An 18,866-nucleotide genomic window follows, 5' to 3' on the forward strand; every position below is an offset into this window, starting at 1 on the left:
CTCCTAAATTCTAGTTTGTGACTTTTATTTCTCCTACACTATTATCAAGATCGAAAGTATATTTATTTGTATCAGAAATTTTAGCATCGATATTACTATAACCAACTCCAGAAGAACTTTTTATTTTTACCGGAGCATTTTCTGGTATCCTTATAGTTACATCTCCAACACCTCCATCGTATACTAGATTTCCATTTACCTCTTCAATATTAATATCACAGTCTCCAGTTCCACTTCCTATATTCATATTTTCAGGTGACTTATTTAAATTTAATCTTATATCTCCTACCCCAGAATTCAAAGTTAAATCCTTTGCATTTATATTATAAATATCTAAGTCGCCAGTTCCACCTTCAAGAGATAAATTTTCACAACTTATCTCTTCCAACTTAATATCACCAACACCATTTTCAAAATATATATCTCCTTTATATTCTTTAGGAATATATATTTCTATCTTTCTACTATAGTTATTTGTACCCAATTTCTTTCCTGACTTTTTTTCTTCAATATTTAAATTCTTATCTTCTTTTTTCATAATGACTTCACCATTTAATGTAGTACTATTTTTAACTATTAGTCTAACATTATTTTCATCAAAACTTTTGCATTGTACATCTGCCAATTGAATGTTTATATTAATATTATCAATATCCTCTAATGATAATGTTTCATCTTTATCTAATTCCGAATTCTTATGGGCAATTTTATTTCTGGGCTCTATACCTACTTTAACAGCACAACTAGTTAATGTTAATGCTAATATTACACCTATAAAAATTGATACAATTCTTTTTTTCATAACATTTTCCCCCATGCATTAATTTATATCTAATTTTAATTTTAATAATTTTGTTGATATTACCATAAGAGCAGTTATTAATGTTATTGCAGCTATAGAAAATAAAATATCAATTTCAACTGATCCTATCTTTAAATATATATACGGCAAAAATATTAAAACTTTATCAATAATCCACGCAGCTGCTGAAGGCAGTATGATTGATGTTATTACAACTAAAACAACTACTATGCCATCATTAGAAATATATGATCCATATACAATAATAAAAGAACAAATGATAATATACATTACTGTAAACGAACCTAAAAGAGAAAGTCCTGTAATAAAAATTTCACTTTCCAATTTTACATTTCCAATAAAAGCTATAAAAGATATCGTTGCAACTATAATTATTTGAACTACCATATGCAATATATATTTGGCACTTAAAAACTCCCAAGCCTTTATCGGCGTTATAAATAATAGTCTACCTTGCCCCTTAGAAATTTCATTACAAAATTCAATAATTAAAAAAATAAATACTACTGTTGTAATTATAGACATAAAGGTGATTAAATCTGCACCTAAAGGACAATTGAAAATAAATATATCTAATATTGCTAAAACAAATAATATACTTAACAATAAAGCATAAAAAATTTTATAACTTCTTAAACTAAACCATAAAATATTTTTTATATTTTTCATCTATTACTCACCTACCCCTCTCCAAAAATCTTTTTATAAACACCTTCTATAGATGTACCATATTTTACTCTAAGCTCCTCAGCATCGCCACTTTCCAAAATCATCCCATCTTTTAAGAAAATTACTTCATCAAATAAATTCTCAAGTTCACCTATAAAATGAGTAGTTATTATCATAGATGAATTTTCATCTATATTTCCTATTATTGCTTCAATAATTTTTTCTCTAGTAATAATATCAATACCTGATATAGGCTCATCTAAAATATATAATGGTACTTTTCTACTTAATGCTAACGCTAAATTTACCTTTTCAATATTTCCCTTTGATAAACTATTAATTTTAGCTTTACTATCCACTAACATTAAATCTACCATTTCATTCATTTTTTCTCGGCTAAAATCTTCAAAAAATTTTCTATAAAATTTCTCTGCATCTTTTACTTTCATCCACTTTGACATTACATTTTTATCTTGAAGAAAAGATATTTTCTTTTTTCTTTCTATAGGTAATATTTCTCCTTCTAATAATATCTGTCCAGAAGATGGATGTAATAATCCAATAATAGTATTTAGTAAAGTAGTCTTTCCTTCACCATTAGGTCCTAAAATCCCCATAACTTTTCCTCGATTTAAAGAAAATGATATATTTTTAAGAATTTCTTTCTTTCCATAACTTTTTGAAAGGTTTGTAACTTCTAATACCTTATCCACCTTTATACCTCCTCATACATCTCATTAATAATTCCTAATATCTCCTCTTTTGAAAAACCAAATTTCTTTACTGTTTTAATAAACTCATAAAATTTATCTTTCGATACTTTTACTTTTAGACCATTAACTTTTTCTATATCTTCTGTGACAAATTTACCTATACCTCTTTTTGTTGTAATAAGTTCATCTTTTTCCAGCTCATTATATGCTTTTACAATCGTATTAGGATTTACCTTTGCATCACTAGCTAACTCTCTTACTGATGGCACCTTTTCTCCCCCTTTCAATTCACCACATAATATCCTCATTTCTAATAAATGCTTTATCTGTATATAGATAGGTTCATTTGAATCTAATTTTAATTCCATAAACTCATCACCTCATCATTTCGTATCACTGTACTAGTAATATAATACACTAATACAATTAATTGTTGAATTTGAGATTAGTTTATATTTTGTTTTTGTAACAAAATACCTTTATTTTGCTTTTTATTACTCTTTTATACTCTAATTATCTATAAGAATTTATAATTATGAAAATTCATAATATTATATACAAAAAATATTCTAAAACTATAGTTCTATCAATATTTTGATGATATAATAACAATTAAGAAGTTGGTATCTTGGCTTTGTATCAATTTTCTTAGCAATTGACGGAAAGTAAGGATTGTATGTATAACTTTCCACTTTCTCAGTTAAACTTAATAATAATTTAAAAACTAGAGGATACCCCTGAAGTATTACTTACAGCCTCTAGAAATATAAATTTTATTACAGATTAACTGATATGGCTAACGTTTTGGACAAGTATAACTTTATGTTTATTATTGAAGAAATTGGCTTAAAAGGTTTTTGGACAAGTTAACTACACTATTCCTATTTGACATAAATAGATAGGACTTTAGCTAATTTACACTTTTGGACAAAACACTTTACTGATATCTGATTTTGGCTTATTGGATATTAAGTGAACAATTTAAAAAGTTTTGGAACGTAAATATTTATAACTTTTCTTTTGGCTTAGGAAAGTTATGCTTTGGCTGAATTGGCTTTTGGATTATTGTTGCAAGATATTTATTTTGGCTTATTAGATATTATGCAACCGCTTATTTAGACATTTGGACACTAACTTTATAAATTTTCTTTTTGGCTTAAGAACATTTGTATGAGTTTGGCTTTTGGAACAAAATTTTTTAAGACTTTATTTAATTAAAGTTTTTATATCTAAAAAACTATAAAAAGCCTAAGAAATAATAGGTGCACATATTATTTCCTTAGGCTTTTTAGTTCTCTTTAATATTCTCTAGAAAAAGTTACATATACTTTTCTAAATCACTCTTAGTTAATGCATAAATTTCAGCATCACCGAAGATTCCACGCTCTCTTAATACTCCCTCTGATATCATTCCACACTTATTCATAACTCTTGCTGCTGCTATATTATTAATATCAATAACTGCTTCTACTCTCTTTACCCTTAAATCCATTAGTGCAAAAATTAAAATTCTGCTTAATGCTTCACTTGCTATATTATTATTTAAATTCTTTTTATCTATAGTAACATTAACATCTAAAACACTATCTGTTAAAAATACTCGTCTCAATTGAATTTGACCTAAAAATTCCTTATTCACTTTTGAAATGATTACCCATTGAGCAAGAAATCCATGACTATGAAGCCTCATCATTTCATTAAAATATGTATTTTTCGACTTCAAAATACTATTTTGGGCATTTTGCATCAAAATTCTTCCATCACCATTTAAAATATGCTCATAAATTTTTTCCTTATATTCGATATTTAATGGTCTTAATATTAACCTTTCTGTCTCTAATTCTGATATATTTTCAAGAAAATTATTTTCCATCATTTCCCCTCCTAATAAATTGATATTTTGTTGAAATATGTTTTAACATATGGTTAAAAATGTGATATTATATAAATATAAATATTATAATTTGTTGAAATATATAATATAATTTACAATATATTTAAATAATTCTTATCTTAATTTTATAAAAAAAATAAGAATAAATCTATAAAATTTTTAACTTTAATAAAATTAGAGCATTCGGGGGTATCAGTAATGATCGTTTTAAAAGAAACTATTTCATCATTATTGTTAAATGAATTAAATAATAATACCAATAAAATAATGCTAATAAAAAATAATGGCAAATTTAACTTAGAGAAATTCTATAGTTATGCTTTAGAAATAGATAATAAAAAACAATATGTATTTAAAAAATTGAAAAAAGAAGTAGTTAGTGAACCTTTTGGTCCATTATTTAGTTGGATAAAAGAAAAATTCTTAGAAAAAAAAGATAATTTAGATTCCATATTGGAAGAATTAAATATATATCCTACTCATAGAGATATAATAAAATCTTATGTTAATACTGGTATTGTAAAAAGAGATGAAGATATATTATATGTAGATTATAGATATGAAAAAAATAAAATGTATGAATCTATATTAAAAATATATAATTATTATAGTAAAGATAAAGAACTTTGGCTTTTGTTAGAAAACTTAAACTTTGCATCTTACTCTACCATTCAATGGTTAAGTTGGTTTCTAAAACAAAATATAGACTGTAATTTTAAAATTTTAGCTACTGTAAGTAGTTTTAAGTATAGCGATGATAAATATCAAAATAAATTTGATGAACTACTTACAGATTTAGAATTTAATAATTCTGTTTTACAATTTGACGACTTATCAGATAATAGTGATGATGAAGAATTAAATGCAATTGACAGTAGCTATGATCTTACTACTTTAGGGGAAAATTTCTTTTATTTCTTTGCTTTCGAAGAATCTGAAAGATTTTTCAAACAACGTTATAAAGAGATCATTGATAAAAATACACGAAAAAAAGATTCTAATACTATCGATGAGGAACTAGCACATGTTTTAATACGTCTTGGTGATATAAACTTATTTATGAGTAATCACGAATCAGCTTATACATATTATAATTTATTATTTAATCAATTAGTAAACAATAAAAAAATAAAAGCTTATGCGCTTCAAAGATTATCACTACTAAATATTGCAAAAATAAAATATAGTGCTGCTGAAAAACAAGCTAAATTGAGCTATAAGCTAGCTGATTCTTTAAATGATGACTTACTAAAATTTAAAGCTTATTCATTATTTTTCTGGATTAATAATACTGGTGAATATAGAACTACTATAGGAAGCTTTACTTATCAAGATGAAATGATTAAAATAGCTAAAAAATATAATCAATATAATATGCTAGCATATTTCTTAACTCATAGTTTCAGTGAATCATCTACTAATAGCAACTACTATTATGAAGGTCATGCTCTTGCTGAAAAATTAGATAATAAAAACTGTGTTCTTTCTGCTCATTTAAATACAGCTTTACTTTATTCTGTAGCTGGAGAATTTAATATTAGTATTTTATATTATAAAAAAGTAGAGACTTTACTCTCAGAATTAGGAGATAATTTTAGATTAGCACAAACATATAACGGAATGGGTTATTATTATATGAATGGGGAACAATTTGTTAGAGCTAATTATTACTATGATAAAGCACTAAAATTACTAAGACTTAATTGGAACTTTGATGAAATTTGTACAACATTGTTAAACAAGGCATTAAATGCTTTACTTGCTTACGATTATGAAACATCTGAAAAATGTTCAAGTATACTTTTATCTGTTATATCAGTGTTAAAATTGGATCGTCTTAGAATGACTACTATAGATAGAATTTATGGACTCGTATCTCTAATTAACTTTTATCTGGGGAATATTTATAAATGTTATACTTTTATATCTAAAATAGATATAACAAAAGAGATTTTATCTAATCATCAGCATGATGATGAATTATTTTTATACAATTTTGTACAAGGTCTTTTATTTAGACATGAAGGAAAAACAGAAGAATCTTTAAGATATTTTTCAAAAGCAAATGAATATATGTCTTTTATAAAAGGATCTTTACAATGTCTATATCCAAAATTTATATTAGAATATAGTATTACCCTTGCATCAGTAGGTAAAATATTAGAGTCCGGTTCATTAAGAAGTAAAGGCATCAACTATTGCTTAGAAAGAAATCAAAAATTCTATCTTTCAATATTAAATAGCAAGCCACCTGTTAAACACGGTTTAGGTAGCAATTTATCAAACTTAAGCTGGGTTATAGAAGCTGCTAAACAACAAAATACTATAGATTCATTAAATAATAAAATGAATGAAATAAATTTTTATAGGCTATATCAGGAAATTTTAAGCTCTGGATATGATAAAGATAAAGTAGTAGCATCTTCAATAGACCTATTACATAACAGGTTTTCTTTAGATTATTCATTGTTGGTATTCCATGAAGATTCTACAAATACTGTTGTTTATTCTCATAATAATATAGAATTATCAAATGAAGATCTTTTTAATTATACTAAAATTATTAAATCAATAAAGGAACCTTATGTAACAGGAGAAAATGTTGTAAATTTAAAACTTCGTAATTTTTTTCAACACATTATAGATGATAAATTACAATCTCTTATATGTATTCCTATTATTAATGATAATAAACTTACAGCTTCATTTATATGCCTTACAAAAATAGATACAACTCTTATTAATAGTAAAATAGTATTAGATGAAGATAATCTAAAAACTATTTCTCTTATTGTAAAACAATTTATTGAAACACTTAAAAGAATTGAGGGACAAGAAAAATTATTAAGAATTGCATCTACTGATATGCTTACAGGATTATATAATAGGCAATCATTCTTTAATACCATCAATAAATTAATAGAAAATCAACAAAATTATACTGAAAAGAAACCAATTTGCTTATTTTATATAGATTTAGATAATTTTAAATATTACAATGATACTTTTGGACATAATATTGGTGATTCAGTTCTTATATGGTTTGGTGAAATATTGCAAACTCTTGTAGGAAAAGATGATTTTGCAATAAGATATGGTGGGGATGAATTCTTGCTTTTCTTTAATAACTGTAGTCTGGAAAAAGCAAAATCTATAGGTGATAAACTATATGAAAAATTAGAATCTGTAGAAGGATTTAAAGAGAAAATTTGCGACTTTTTGGAAAAAGATATATATATTCCTAATGATAAATTACTTTCTTGCTCTATAGGAATTACAGAAGATACTCTTTCAAAAGATCTTGATGTAATAAAATTAGTAGATAAAGCTGATAAATCTTTGTATACTGCTAAAAAGAGTGGTAAACACCATTATGTTATAAATAGAAATTAAAAAAGATATCTTACTTATAAAAGTAAGATATCTTTTTTTGTGATTTCATACTTAAATTGGTAGGCAGACAATTTAAGAAATAAATAATTCATAAGTTTAACGCAAGAAACTTATCATTTATTTAACAACCATTTAATATTTTGATGGGAGATCAAAATATTTTACTTAAAAATATAATAATAGGGATTGAGTATTTTTATTTAATGATTCTTTACTTTTTATTTATAAAAAATAAATTTTATAGGCTTTATAAAGGATTTTATTATGGATAATATAAAAGAATCATTGAACACTTATTATATTTTTAATATTGGTTAAATCACACTAATTTATTACAATAATAATTTTAAATCATATATGCATATAAATAAACTAGATAAAATTACTTTTTATCATAATATAATTAACAAAAAACTTCCATATAATGTAAATAGATAATATTTGCTATTTTTTTTTGCCGCGATTTCCAAATATCCACTAAATCTTCATAAATCTATGATATAATATGGTAAAAACTATCAGGATGGTGTTTCTATTGAATAATATTTTTATAATTGATAAAGATTTGCAAACTAAAGATTTAGTTACATCAATAGTTGAAAAAAATCATCTGAAATTTAATTCTATAAAACAATTTTATTCTATTGATGATATAAATGTAGATTCTAATGCGAATATCGTTATACTAGATGGAACTATGGAAGAGTTATATTGGATAAAGAAAACCTATCCGTCTTCGTTTTTTATTATATTTTCAAATACAATCGATTTCTTCTCCTCGAGGGAATATTTTAGAATGGGAATTGAAAATTATGTTATAAAGGATTTAGAAGTAGATCTTTTAGAAGTTTCTATATTAAAAACATATAAAAAATTAAATGAGATAAAAAATATATTTGATGATACTTCTATATCTCTTATGCGTAATGAATCAATACGTATTTTGCAGGAAAATATAATTTCAAAAATTTTAAAAAATGAAGATATAACCAGAACTCTAACGCTACTAGATATAACCGTAGAAGATTTAGGTATTTTTGATAGTAAAGGTGTAGTTATCTTAATTCAGTTGGACAATTCAATAGATAACTTAAAAAATAGTGTTCTAATAATAAAAAATATTGTTGCTCGCATAAATTCATCTTTGGAGTTTATGCCGTATTTAAAATCCAGACTAATTTATAACGATTACGATAATATTATAATTATTGCTCAACCTTTAAATAATGAAGTAAACGATCACTTCTATAATATAATAACTAATAATCTTTTATCACTTTCTAGTTATATATATAGAGAATTTAAAGGTAAAATTTATTCAGCTGTTGGTAGTGAATTTACATCGATTTATGAAAGCCATAAAAGTTACTTCAGTGCTAAAAGCTGTTTATCAATGAAGTCAAATTCAAATAACGGTAGATATATAAATACAAAAGAATCCCATGGTACTTATTATGATAGAATTCATTTAATTTCAAATAAAAAAGATTTTATATTGAAAAGCTTTTTAAATGGTGATGAAAATGTTTTAGTGGATATAGAAAAGTTTGTACGAGACATTTACAAAGATTTTAATGAGGATATCGATAAATCTAGAAAATTAATTCGTGATACTAGTATAGCTGTACTTTCAGAATTGCAAATTATTTATAAAGGTCTAGGAAATGTATATGATTTTAAAACTCCAAATCACTCTTTAAAAGTATCTTGTAAAACCTTAGAGGAACTAATATATCATGTAAATATAGGTGCAAAAGAAGTTATATTTAATATTAATTACTATAAACTAAATAGTAAAAATAGACTTGTAAAAAATGTATGTCACTATATTGTTGAGAATGTCTGTGATAATATAGATCTATCTACAATATCAACACATTTTTCTATAAGCAAAAATTATTTTTGTAATCTTTTTAGGTCAGAAGTTGGAGAAACTTTTTTAACTTATGTTAGAAAAGTCAAAATGGCACATGCAAAAATTCTTTTTCAAAGTGGATCTTATAAAATATATGAAGTTGGAAAATTATTAGGATATGAAGATATTAATTACTTTTCTAAATTATTTAAAAAATTCGTTGGTATTACTCCTAGCGAATATAAAAATACTTTATAAAATATAATGCCAAGAGAGGGAACTCTATTGGCATTACTATTGTTTATAAGTTACAATATGCTCTATAAACTCTATACCTCTATATAATTTATAATATACATATTCCTTAGTAGTTTCTTTAATAACTCTATCCCCGACGTAAGTTATTTTTAAATTTTTCCCTTTCTCTCGTTTAATTATAGTAAAAATTATCTTTTTCCCATTATACTCTACTGTATAAAAATTAATTTCTCCATCATTTTTGTAAACTAATAAAGTAATTTTATCTTTTCTTTTATATACTATATTTTTAAAAAAGTTATTTATAATTTCTTTATTATTTACAATCTTATCACCATCTATTATAGCATCTATTTTAGTTTCACTTATCCTTATTAAATCAGAAGAACTCATATTATGTTACACCCAATATATTATTTAGTAATTAATATATGCGATAGCTTATTCGTAAGCGTCAAAGTTTTGGTACCTTTTATCAATTAAAAAAATATATTAAAATATCCCGGTAGGGCAATTTATATAAGCCCTATCGGGATTTGTTTATTTCTTTATTTTAATTTTTAAATTATCAGGAATACTACTTGACCAAGGCATTAGATTTTCTAAAGCTTCGCTATTATTAGAATCAATATTTAGTAAATTGTTAAAAAGATAAACCAAATATTTTTCTACAACAACTTTATTAGCTTTAGCTGTTTCTATAATGCTGTATAACTTAGCACTAGATGTTGCACCTTTAGCAGTATTAGCAAATAAGAAGTTTTTTCTTCCAATAACAAAAGGTTTGATAGCTCTTTCAGCAGCATTATTATCAATTTCTAGTGATCCATCTAATAATACATTTTTCAGTCCAGGTAAATGTTTTTTAGCATAGTCTAACGCTTTACCTAACGGACTTCTTGGAAGTGCATTTTTTATTTCAGTTTCAACATATTCAATAAAGTTATCTAGAATAGGTTCTAATTTTTCTTTTCTTATATTAAACCTAATATCATAATAATCTTCATTAGAAGAATATGTTTCTCTAAGCTCTTTTTCAAGTTTATAAATTTGCTCACAATAATTAAACCCTATTACACCACGAGATTTTTTTAGGGCTTCTTTATCAAGATTTTCTACTATTTCATAGAATTTTCTTCTTATGTGAGCTAAGCAATATAGCCGAGTAGCTTCGCTAACGGAGTTGTATCCGGAATATCCATCAGTTTGTAGATATCCACTATATTCTCCAAGAAAAGCTTTAGGACACGAGCTAGATCTAGTATTTTGATAATCATAAAGGATTATCGGTTTAGCATTAGTTTCACTCATATATAGCCACATATATTTCTTAGACTTAGAACTCTTACCATTATCATTGATTACCTTCAATGTAGTTTCATCAGCATGAATGTAATTTCTATTAAGAAGTTCTTTTTTCATGTAATTATATATCGGCTCTAATGCTTTAGCAGCTGACATGGTCCAGTTACATAAAGTCTGACGACTAAGAGTAGCCCCCATCATGTCAAAATAAGACTGTTGCCTATATAATGGCATAGCATGAAGATATTTAAGTGCAATAGTATGAGCAATTAATTCATTAGAAGCCATGCTATTATAGAAAATAGTTTTAGGCATTTCTGGTGAAACAATCTTACTATCTTCATTTTCCTTCTCGCATGTTTTACAAGCATAGCTGTACAATACGTGTTCTTCTACTATTAATTTACCAGGAATATATATTAAAATTTCTTTTCTAGATTTAACTCCAATTTCAACTAGTTCACTGCCACATTTATCACAGATTAAATCATCGCCTTCTAATTTATGTTCTATGATTTTTCTCTCTAAATTAGCAAGGTTATCTTTCTTACCAATATTATTGCTTTTCTTAGCTCTCTTATATGTAATTTCTTCTACCGTAGGTTCTTCTACTTTTGAATCACTATGTTTTTCTGCTTCATTAAAAAAGCATAATTGATTAGCATCTACTTTCTCACTAGATGCTCCAAATATTTTTTTATTTTTATTTGAAATAATTCCTTTTAAAAACTCTAATTCATTTTTGAGATTTTCTATTTCTTTATTTTTAGAATCTATTTCTTTTTCCATTTCTTCGACTTTTTCAATTAATACTTGGCTTCTTTCATCAAGTTCATTGCTAATAATTTCGTGATTCATAAGTACCTCTTTTAACATTTATTTATATATATATTATACCACAAAAACCCTTGAAAATAAAGGATTCTCAAGGGTTCTTATATATCTATTTTTAATAATAATTACCTTCTTTTACTGGTTTAAATTTAGACTTTATTCTCACTTCATATCCTTTCAAAAGCCAACGTAATTCTTCTATATTTACACTTACTGCTTCCTCCTGCGTAGCAGGCCATTTAAAGCGATTTCCTTCTAAACGATGATAATATAACCAAAATCCTTCATCAAAATGGAGTATCTTTAACTTATCCATCTGTTTATTACAAAAAACAAATAATGCTTTATCAAAAGGATTGAGCTGCAGTTGATTTTTTACTATCATTACTAATCCATCTATACTTTTTCTTAAGTCTGTTGGGCCGCAGGCTATATATACTGTTTCAACCTTATCTATATTTAACACTTTAATAATAGCTCCTTAATTAAAGAATTTATCAAAGCAGTCTCCGATGTCGGAATAGCTACGCTAATATTACCAATTGAAATCTTCACCTCAGATGAAGCTCCAATATCTTTTCTAACGATATTTGCTTCCGTATTAATTTTTATAGGATGAAATACTGGCGTAGCCTTTTCTTCAATTTTTCTTTTATGATAGTAAAATTGACTTTTATTAATATTATTTTCTTCACAATAATCTTTTACAGTTAAATTTTCATCACTAGCATAATAACGATTTATATATTCTCTCCATTCATCATTACTTAACTTTTTATACATACCTAACCTCCTGATAAAATGTTATTTCCTTAATTTTATCAATTGGAAATTTTAGTATCTAGGTACTTAATTTTTGACATTTACGCTTATTCACTGGTGAAAAATCATCTTATTATTTAAAAATGACCATAATATAATAAAAATTCCGCATTGCGGGGGCTAACCTCAATACGGAATTTTCGGGGTATATTTTAAGTTATAGTAGCTAGCTTTAATTAACTAGTATATTGCCCTGGTATTTATTTTTTCTATAAATATTCTTACCTATTGGAGTACTTTAGGAGGATCCCAGGGCCTAAGATTTCTTTTCCCGTTCATTTTAGAAACCTATAGTAGTCCCTCCACAAAGCTCCTATTGGGGATTTCACTTTACTTCAATTCTAACTTTCGGTAAAAGTATAAAACACTTAGTTTCCCGATCGATAGAATTGAAGTAAAATTATCTTTTTTCCCATTTTACAAGAATAAATATTAATTTTCATATTTACTGTCTCACCTCTTTCTATATTCAGAAAGTATATATACACTAATTACTAAATTTATTTTTAAGATAAAATCTAAATGATTTTATCTCTACCATTAAGCTCCAACATGCTAAATTTAGCTTTTCTAAAAGCATCCTATAGAACTTCTTGAATTTCTTTTCCCATTATTACATTACATCATTCAATTCATCCATAATATGTAAAACTGCTTTTTTATTCATAAGCGGTTTATCCTAAAATACTCTATCTATAAAAAACAAAAAAGACCCAGTGAATTTCACTGCGCCTTTGCAACTTTTAATATGTCAATATAATATCACCTATTATGTAATTTTTCAATAGTATTTTTACATTTTTTTAAAAACTAGTCGTCATATTTCATCACCATTAATATTTGAACACATAAATTGATATTATAAAAAAAATGGTTATTTTATAAAGGAGAATAGAATGAGTGATATAGATATAGATACCAATATTAATTTTAACAATACCTTAAACTCGACAAAAAATATCTATCCTATCTTATATCTTAATTTATATGATAAAAGATATACTAATACATCCTATCCTAATAATATAACATTCAATGAATTTGCTGGAACAATTGGATCCACTGGCGTTACTGGTATCACTGGGGCTACTGGTGCTACCGGAGCTACAGGAGTTACTGGACCTACTGGAATAACAGGCGCTACTGGCATTACTGGTTCTACTGGAGCTACTGGTGTCACTGGTATTACTGGAGTTACCGGACCTACTGGTGTTACTGGACCTACTGGCGCTACTGGAATCACTGGCGTTACCGGACCTACTGGTTCAACTGGTGCTACTGGTATTACTGGGCCTACTGGAGTTACCGGACCTACTGGTTCAACTGGTGCTACTGGTATTACTGGTGTTACCGGCGCTACTGGTATTACTGGTGTTACCGGACCTACTGGTTCAACTGGTGCTACTGGTATCACTGGCGTTACCGGCGTTACTGGATCTACTGGTGTTACTGGTCCTACTGGTATCACTGGCGTTACCGGCGTTACTGGTATCACTGGCGTTACTGGTACTACTGGCGTTACCGGACCTACTGGAGCCACTGGCATTACTGGAGTAACTGGGGCTACTGGTATAACAGGTGTTACTGGCATTACCGGCGCTACTGGTGTTACTGGGCCTACTGGCATTACTGGTCATACTGGAGTAACTGGGGCTACTGGTATCACTGGCGTTACTGGTATCACTGGCGTTACTGGTGCTACTGGTGCTACCGGCGTTACCGGACCTACTGGCATTACTGGACCTACTGGGGTTACAGGTGTTACTGGTGTCACTGGGCCTACTGGCGTTACCGGACCTACTGGAGTCACTGGACCTACTGGTATTACTGGAGTAACCGGAGCTACTGGTATCACTGGTGCTACTGGATCTACTGGTGTTACTGGTCCTACTGGCATTACTGGACCTACTGGTGTTACAGGTGTTACTGGTATTACAGGACCTACTGGTATCACAGGCGCTACTGGTCTTACTGGTGCTACTGGAGTCACTGGACCTACTGGTATTACTGGAATCACTGGTGCTACTGGTATTACTGGAGTTACGGGGGCTACTGGTATCACTGGCGTTACCGGCGCTACAGGTGTTACTGGTCCTACTGGTGTCACTGGTATTACTGGGGTTACTGGATCTACTGGCGTTACCGGACCTACTGGGGTTACAGGTGTCACTGGGCCTACTGGAATAACAGGCGCTACTGGTATTACTGGAGTAACTGGGGTTACTGGATCTACTGGCGTTACCGGACCTACTGGTATTACTGGTGCTACTGGATCTACTGGTGTTACCGGCGTTACCGGACCTACTGGCATTACTGGACCTACTGGGGTTACAGGTGTTACTGGTATTACTGGACCTACTGGTGTTACTGGAATAACAGGTGTTACAGGACCTACTGGTATCACAGGCGCTACTGGTATTACTGGTGCTACTGGAGTCACTGGACCTACTGGCATTAATGGTGTTACCGGACTTACTGGTGTTACCGGACTTACTGGTGTCACTGGGCCTACTGGAATAACAGGAGCTACTGGTATTACTGGAGTAACTGGGGTTACTGGATCTACTGGCGCTACTGGAATCACTGGTGCTACTGGTATTACTGGAGTTACGGGGGCTACTGGTATCACTGGCGTTACCGGCGCTACAGGTGTTACTGGTCCTACTGGTGTCACTGGTATTACTGGGGTTACTGGATCTACTGGCGCTACTGGTATCACTGGAGTAACCGGAGTCACTGGGCCTACTGGAATCACTGGTGCTACTGGCATTACTGGTACCACTGGAGCTACTGGTGTTACCGGACCTACTGGTATTACTGGGGCTACTGGGGTTACTGGAATAACAGGCATTACTGGTATTACTGGCGTTACCGGTTCAACTGGTGCTACAGGTATTACTGGTGCTACCGGCGTTACCGGCCCTACTGGTATTACTGGAGTAACTGGGGCTACTGGCATTACTGGACCTACTGGGGCTACAGGTGTTACTGGTCCTACTGGCGTTACCGGTCCTACTGGCATTACTGGTGTTACTGGAGCTACTGGTGTTACTGGTCCTACTGGAGCTGGCTGCACTTGTATCACTGGGCCTACTGGCGCTACTGGTATTACTGGCGTTACCGGTTTAACTGGTGCTACAGGTATTACTGGTGCTACCGGCGTTACCGGACCTACTGGCATTACTGGGGCTACTGGTATTACTGGTGTTACTGGTGCTACCGGTCATACTGGAGTAACCGGAACTACTGGTTCAACTGGTGTTACTGGAGTTACCGGTATTACTGGTGCTACAGGTGTTACTGGACCTACTGGTGTTACTGGGCCTACTGGAGCTACTGGAATCACTGGCGTTACAGGAGCTACTGGTATCACTGGGGCTACAGGCGTTACTGGAGTTACTGGCATTACTGGTGCTACCGGACCTACTGGTATTACAGGTATTACTGGAGTTACCGGACCTACTGGTATTACTGGTGCTACTGGTATCACTGGCGTTACTGGTCCTACTGGCATTACTGGTCCTACTGGCATTACTGGTCCTACTGGTGTTACTGGAATAACAGGTGTTACAGGACCTACTGGTATCACAGGCGCTACTGGTCTTACTGGTGCTACTGGAGTCACTGGACCTACTGGTATTACTGGAGTAACCGGAGCTACTGGTATCACTGGCGTTACTGGTGCTACTGGATCTACTGGTCCTACTGGCATTACTGGACCTACTGGGGTTACAGGTGTTACTGGTGTTACTGGTCATACTGGTGTCACTGGTATTACTGGGGTTACTGGAATAACAGGTGTTACTGGTATTACTGGTGTTACTGGATCTACTGGCGTTACCGGACCTACTGGTATTACTGGAGTAACTGGGGCTACTGGTATTACTGGAGTAACTGGGGCTACTGGCATTACTGGGGTTACTGGAGTCACTGGTCCTACTGGTGTCACTGGTATAACCGGAGCTACTGGGGTTACTGGTATAACAGGCGTTACCGGAGCTACTGGTATCACTGGTATTACTGGAGTTACTGGATTTACTGGTGCTACTGGCATCACTGGAGCTACTGGTGTTACTGGTCCTACTGGAGCTGGCTGCACTTGTATCACTGGGCCTACTGGCGCTACTGGTATTACTGGAGTAACCGGCGCTACTGGTATCACAGGTGTTACTGGGCATACTGGTGTCACTGGTATTACTGGGGTTACTGGATCTACTGGCGCTACTGGTATCACTGGAGTAACCGGAGTCACTGGTCATACTGGAATCACTGGTGCTACTGGTATCACTGGAGTAACCGGAGCTACTGGTGTTACTGGGCATACTGGAGTAACCGGACCTACTGGAGTAACTGGCGCTACTGGTATTACTGGTGCTACTGGAGTTACTGGGGCTACTGGTATCACAGGTGTTACTGGACCTACTGGTGCTACTGGAATCACTGGCGTTACTGGTACTACCGGAGTCACTGGACCTACTGGTATCACTGGTCATACTGGAGTAACTGGTGTTACTGGTCCTACTGGTATTACTGGTGCTACTGGCATTACCGGAGTTACTGGACCTACTGGTGTTACTGGGCCTACTGGCATTACTGGGCCTACTGGAGTCACTGGTGCTACTGGTATTACTGGGGTTACTGGCGTTACCGGCCCTACTGGCATTACTGGACCTACTGGGGTTACAGGTGTTACTGGTGTCACTGGGCCTACTGGAATAACAGGCGCTACTGGTATTACTGGAGTAACTGGGGTTACTGGATCTACTGGTGTCACTGGGCCTACTGGCGTTACCGGACCTACTGGTATCACTGGTGCTACTGGTATAACAGGTGTTACTGGACCTACTGGCGCTACTGGCATCACTGGCGTTACCGGTTCAACTGGTGCTACTGGTGTTACCGGGCCTACTGGCATTACTGGACCTACTGGTATTACTGGTGTTACTGGCATTACCGGCGCTACTGGTATTACAGGACCTACTGGTCTTACTGGTCCTACTGGAGTCACTGGACCTACTGGTATTACTGGAGTAACCGGAGCTACTGGAATCACTGGTGCTACTGGTATTACTGGAGTTACGGGGGCTACTGGTATCACTGGCGTTACCGGCGCTACAGGTGTTACTGGTCCTACTGGTGTCACTGGTATTACTGGTGCTACCGGCGTTACCGGACCTACTGGTATTACTGGAGTAACTGGGGCTACTGGCATTACTGGACCTACTGGGGCTACAGGTGTTACTGGTGTTACTGGACCTACTGGTACTACTGGATTCACTGGTACTACTGGCGCTACTGGTACTACTGGAGCTACTGGTGCTACCGGAGCTACTGGTGCTACTGGTGTTACTGGTGCTACTGGTGTTACTGGTGCTACTGGTGTTACTGGATTCACTGGTACTACTGGCGCTACTGGTACTACTGGAGCTACTGGTGTTACTGGATTCACTGGTACTACTGGCGCTACTGGTACTACTGGAGCTACTGGTGCTACCGGCGTTACTGGTGCTACCGGAGCTACCGGCGTTACTGGTGCTACCGGATCTACTGGGGCTACTGGTGTTACTGGATTTACTGGTGCTACTGGTACTACTGGTGTTACTGGTGCTACCGGCGTTACTGGTGCTACTGGATTTACTGGTGCTACTGGCGTTACTGGATTTACTGGTGCTACTGGTGCTACTGGTGCTACTGGCGTTACTGGATTTACTGGTGCTACTGGTACTACTGGTACTACTGGTGTTACTGGTGCTACCGGATCTACTGGGGCTACTGGCGCTAATGGTGTTACTGGTGCCACTGGATCTACTGGTGTCGGAGTCACTGGTCCTACTGGTCCTTGCTGCAGAAGAATATATGGTCAATTTGCTCTAAGTTGTCCTTTCAACTGTTGTCATTGTGGATGTATTATTCCTTTGCGACCTATATTCTCATGTGAAAACTGTATTAATTTTAATCCTACTACTAATTGCATATCATTATGTACCGATGTAGTTTATCTTGTTAATTGGACTATAGTCATAAAAGTATTTAAAGGAAATCATTCATTAAAAGGTGGTATTTTCTTAGGTAATATGCTTTTAATTCCAAGTATCGCTGAAGAATCTATAAACACTTGCAATGAAACAATTTTGACATTAACTGGCTCAGTTATAGTTAAAGACTTCAGAAATACAAATAATTGTTTAACTTTAAGATTAGCTATGAAGGAACGTAATAATATAAGAATTTTACGTGCATTCTTAAACATTGTATCCGTAGATTAATATTAATAAAAAAGAAAGAGGATTCAAACTTAAA

Annotated in this window: 12 protein-coding genes; 3 read left to right on the plus strand and 9 right to left on the minus strand. The window is 32.1% G+C overall.

Going from position 1 to position 18,866, the window contains the following annotated elements:
• Positions 1–10 precede the first annotated feature (10 nt).
• The 5 genes from CM240_RS17055 to CM240_RS17060 form a co-directional block, all read right to left on the minus strand.
• Positions 11–802, minus strand: coding sequence for a DUF4097 family beta strand repeat-containing protein (locus CM240_RS17055; protein WP_051483919.1), 792 nt, complete (start codon positions 800–802; stop codon positions 11–13).
• Between the two features lie 18 nt (positions 803–820).
• Positions 821–1,492: a hypothetical protein gene (locus tag CM240_RS16250; protein ID WP_044040589.1), complete on the minus strand. Its 672-nt coding sequence runs from the start codon at positions 1,490–1,492 to the stop codon at positions 821–823.
• Between the two features lie 11 nt (positions 1,493–1,503).
• Positions 1,504–2,205 carry an ABC transporter ATP-binding protein gene (locus tag CM240_RS16255; RefSeq protein ID WP_044040591.1) on the minus strand — a complete coding sequence of 234 codons (702 nt, stop codon included), beginning with the start codon at positions 2,203–2,205 and terminating at the stop codon, positions 1,504–1,506.
• A gap of 2 nt (positions 2,206–2,207) precedes the next feature.
• Entirely contained in the window at positions 2,208–2,573 is a 366-nt protein-coding gene (locus CM240_RS16260; protein WP_044040593.1) for a GntR family transcriptional regulator, read from the minus strand.
• Positions 2,574–3,523: 950 nt separating this feature from the next.
• Entirely contained in the window at positions 3,524–4,078 is a 555-nt protein-coding gene (locus tag CM240_RS17060; RefSeq protein ID WP_051483920.1) for a GNAT family N-acetyltransferase, read from the minus strand.
• A gap of 219 nt (positions 4,079–4,297) precedes the next feature.
• Between CM240_RS17060 and CM240_RS16270 the strand changes: the two genes are divergently transcribed.
• A complete protein-coding gene (locus CM240_RS16270; protein ID WP_044040595.1) occupies positions 4,298–7,492 on the plus strand; it encodes a GGDEF domain-containing protein in 3,195 nt (1,064 codons plus the stop codon).
• 535 nt (positions 7,493–8,027) lie between these two features.
• Positions 8,028–9,605, plus strand: coding sequence for a helix-turn-helix domain-containing protein (locus CM240_RS16275; RefSeq protein WP_044040596.1), 1,578 nt, complete (start codon positions 8,028–8,030; stop codon positions 9,603–9,605).
• A gap of 36 nt (positions 9,606–9,641) precedes the next feature.
• Here CM240_RS16275 and CM240_RS16280 read toward each other — a convergent pair whose 3' ends face one another.
• The 4 genes from CM240_RS16280 to tnpA form a co-directional block, all read right to left on the minus strand.
• Positions 9,642–9,998, minus strand: a complete 357-nt coding sequence (locus CM240_RS16280; RefSeq protein ID WP_044040597.1) for a hypothetical protein — start codon at positions 9,996–9,998, stop codon at positions 9,642–9,644.
• 147 nt (positions 9,999–10,145) lie between these two features.
• Positions 10,146–11,768, minus strand: coding sequence for an IS66 family transposase (gene tnpC, locus CM240_RS16285; RefSeq protein ID WP_051483633.1), 1,623 nt, complete (start codon positions 11,766–11,768; stop codon positions 10,146–10,148).
• 91 nt (positions 11,769–11,859) lie between these two features.
• Positions 11,860–12,210 (minus strand): IS66 family insertion sequence element accessory protein TnpB, encoded by a 351-nt coding sequence (tnpB, locus tag CM240_RS16290; RefSeq protein WP_044035973.1) that lies wholly within the window; start codon positions 12,208–12,210, stop codon positions 11,860–11,862.
• Positions 12,204–12,527 carry an IS66 family insertion sequence element accessory protein TnpA gene (gene tnpA, locus CM240_RS16295; RefSeq protein ID WP_044035972.1) on the minus strand — a complete coding sequence of 108 codons (324 nt, stop codon included), beginning with the start codon at positions 12,525–12,527 and terminating at the stop codon, positions 12,204–12,206. The genes tnpB and tnpA overlap by 7 nt, the downstream gene beginning before the upstream one ends.
• Positions 12,528–13,462: 935 nt before the next feature.
• On the opposite strand from tnpA, the gene CM240_RS18170 reads away from it, so the two are divergent.
• Positions 13,463–18,832 carry a beta strand repeat-containing protein gene (locus CM240_RS18170; protein WP_084485584.1) on the plus strand — a complete coding sequence of 1,790 codons (5,370 nt, stop codon included), beginning with the start codon at positions 13,463–13,465 and terminating at the stop codon, positions 18,830–18,832.
• Positions 18,833–18,866 lie beyond the last annotated feature (34 nt).

The sequence above is a fragment of the Clostridium bornimense genome, from assembly GCF_000577895.1.
In the GTDB taxonomy this organism is placed as follows: domain Bacteria; phylum Bacillota; class Clostridia; order Clostridiales; family Clostridiaceae; genus Clostridium_AN; species Clostridium_AN bornimense.

What these genes read in the sequence shown, in the direction of transcription:
- CM240_RS16250 (WP_044040589.1), bottom strand. Translation starts at nt 1,492, where the DNA reads ATGAAAAATATAAAAAATATTTTATGGTTTAGTTTAAGAAGTTATAAA.
- CM240_RS16260 (WP_044040593.1), bottom strand. Translation starts at nt 2,573, where the DNA reads ATGGAATTAAAATTAGATTCAAATGAACCTATCTATATACAGATAAAG.
- CM240_RS17055 (WP_051483919.1), bottom strand. Translation starts at nt 802, where the DNA reads ATGAAAAAAAGAATTGTATCAATTTTTATAGGTGTAATATTAGCATTA.
- CM240_RS16280 (WP_044040597.1), bottom strand. Translation starts at nt 9,998, where the DNA reads ATGAGTTCTTCTGATTTAATAAGGATAAGTGAAACTAAAATAGATGCT.
- tnpC (WP_051483633.1), bottom strand. Translation starts at nt 11,768, where the DNA reads ATGAATCACGAAATTATTAGCAATGAACTTGATGAAAGAAGCCAAGTA.
- CM240_RS17060 (WP_051483920.1), bottom strand. Translation starts at nt 4,078, where the DNA reads ATGGAAAATAATTTTCTTGAAAATATATCAGAATTAGAGACAGAAAGG.
- CM240_RS18170 (WP_084485584.1), top strand. Translation starts at nt 13,463, where the DNA reads ATGAGTGATATAGATATAGATACCAATATTAATTTTAACAATACCTTA.
- tnpA (WP_044035972.1), bottom strand. Translation starts at nt 12,527, where the DNA reads ATGTATAAAAAGTTAAGTAATGATGAATGGAGAGAATATATAAATCGT.
- CM240_RS16270 (WP_044040595.1), top strand. Translation starts at nt 4,298, where the DNA reads ATGATCGTTTTAAAAGAAACTATTTCATCATTATTGTTAAATGAATTA.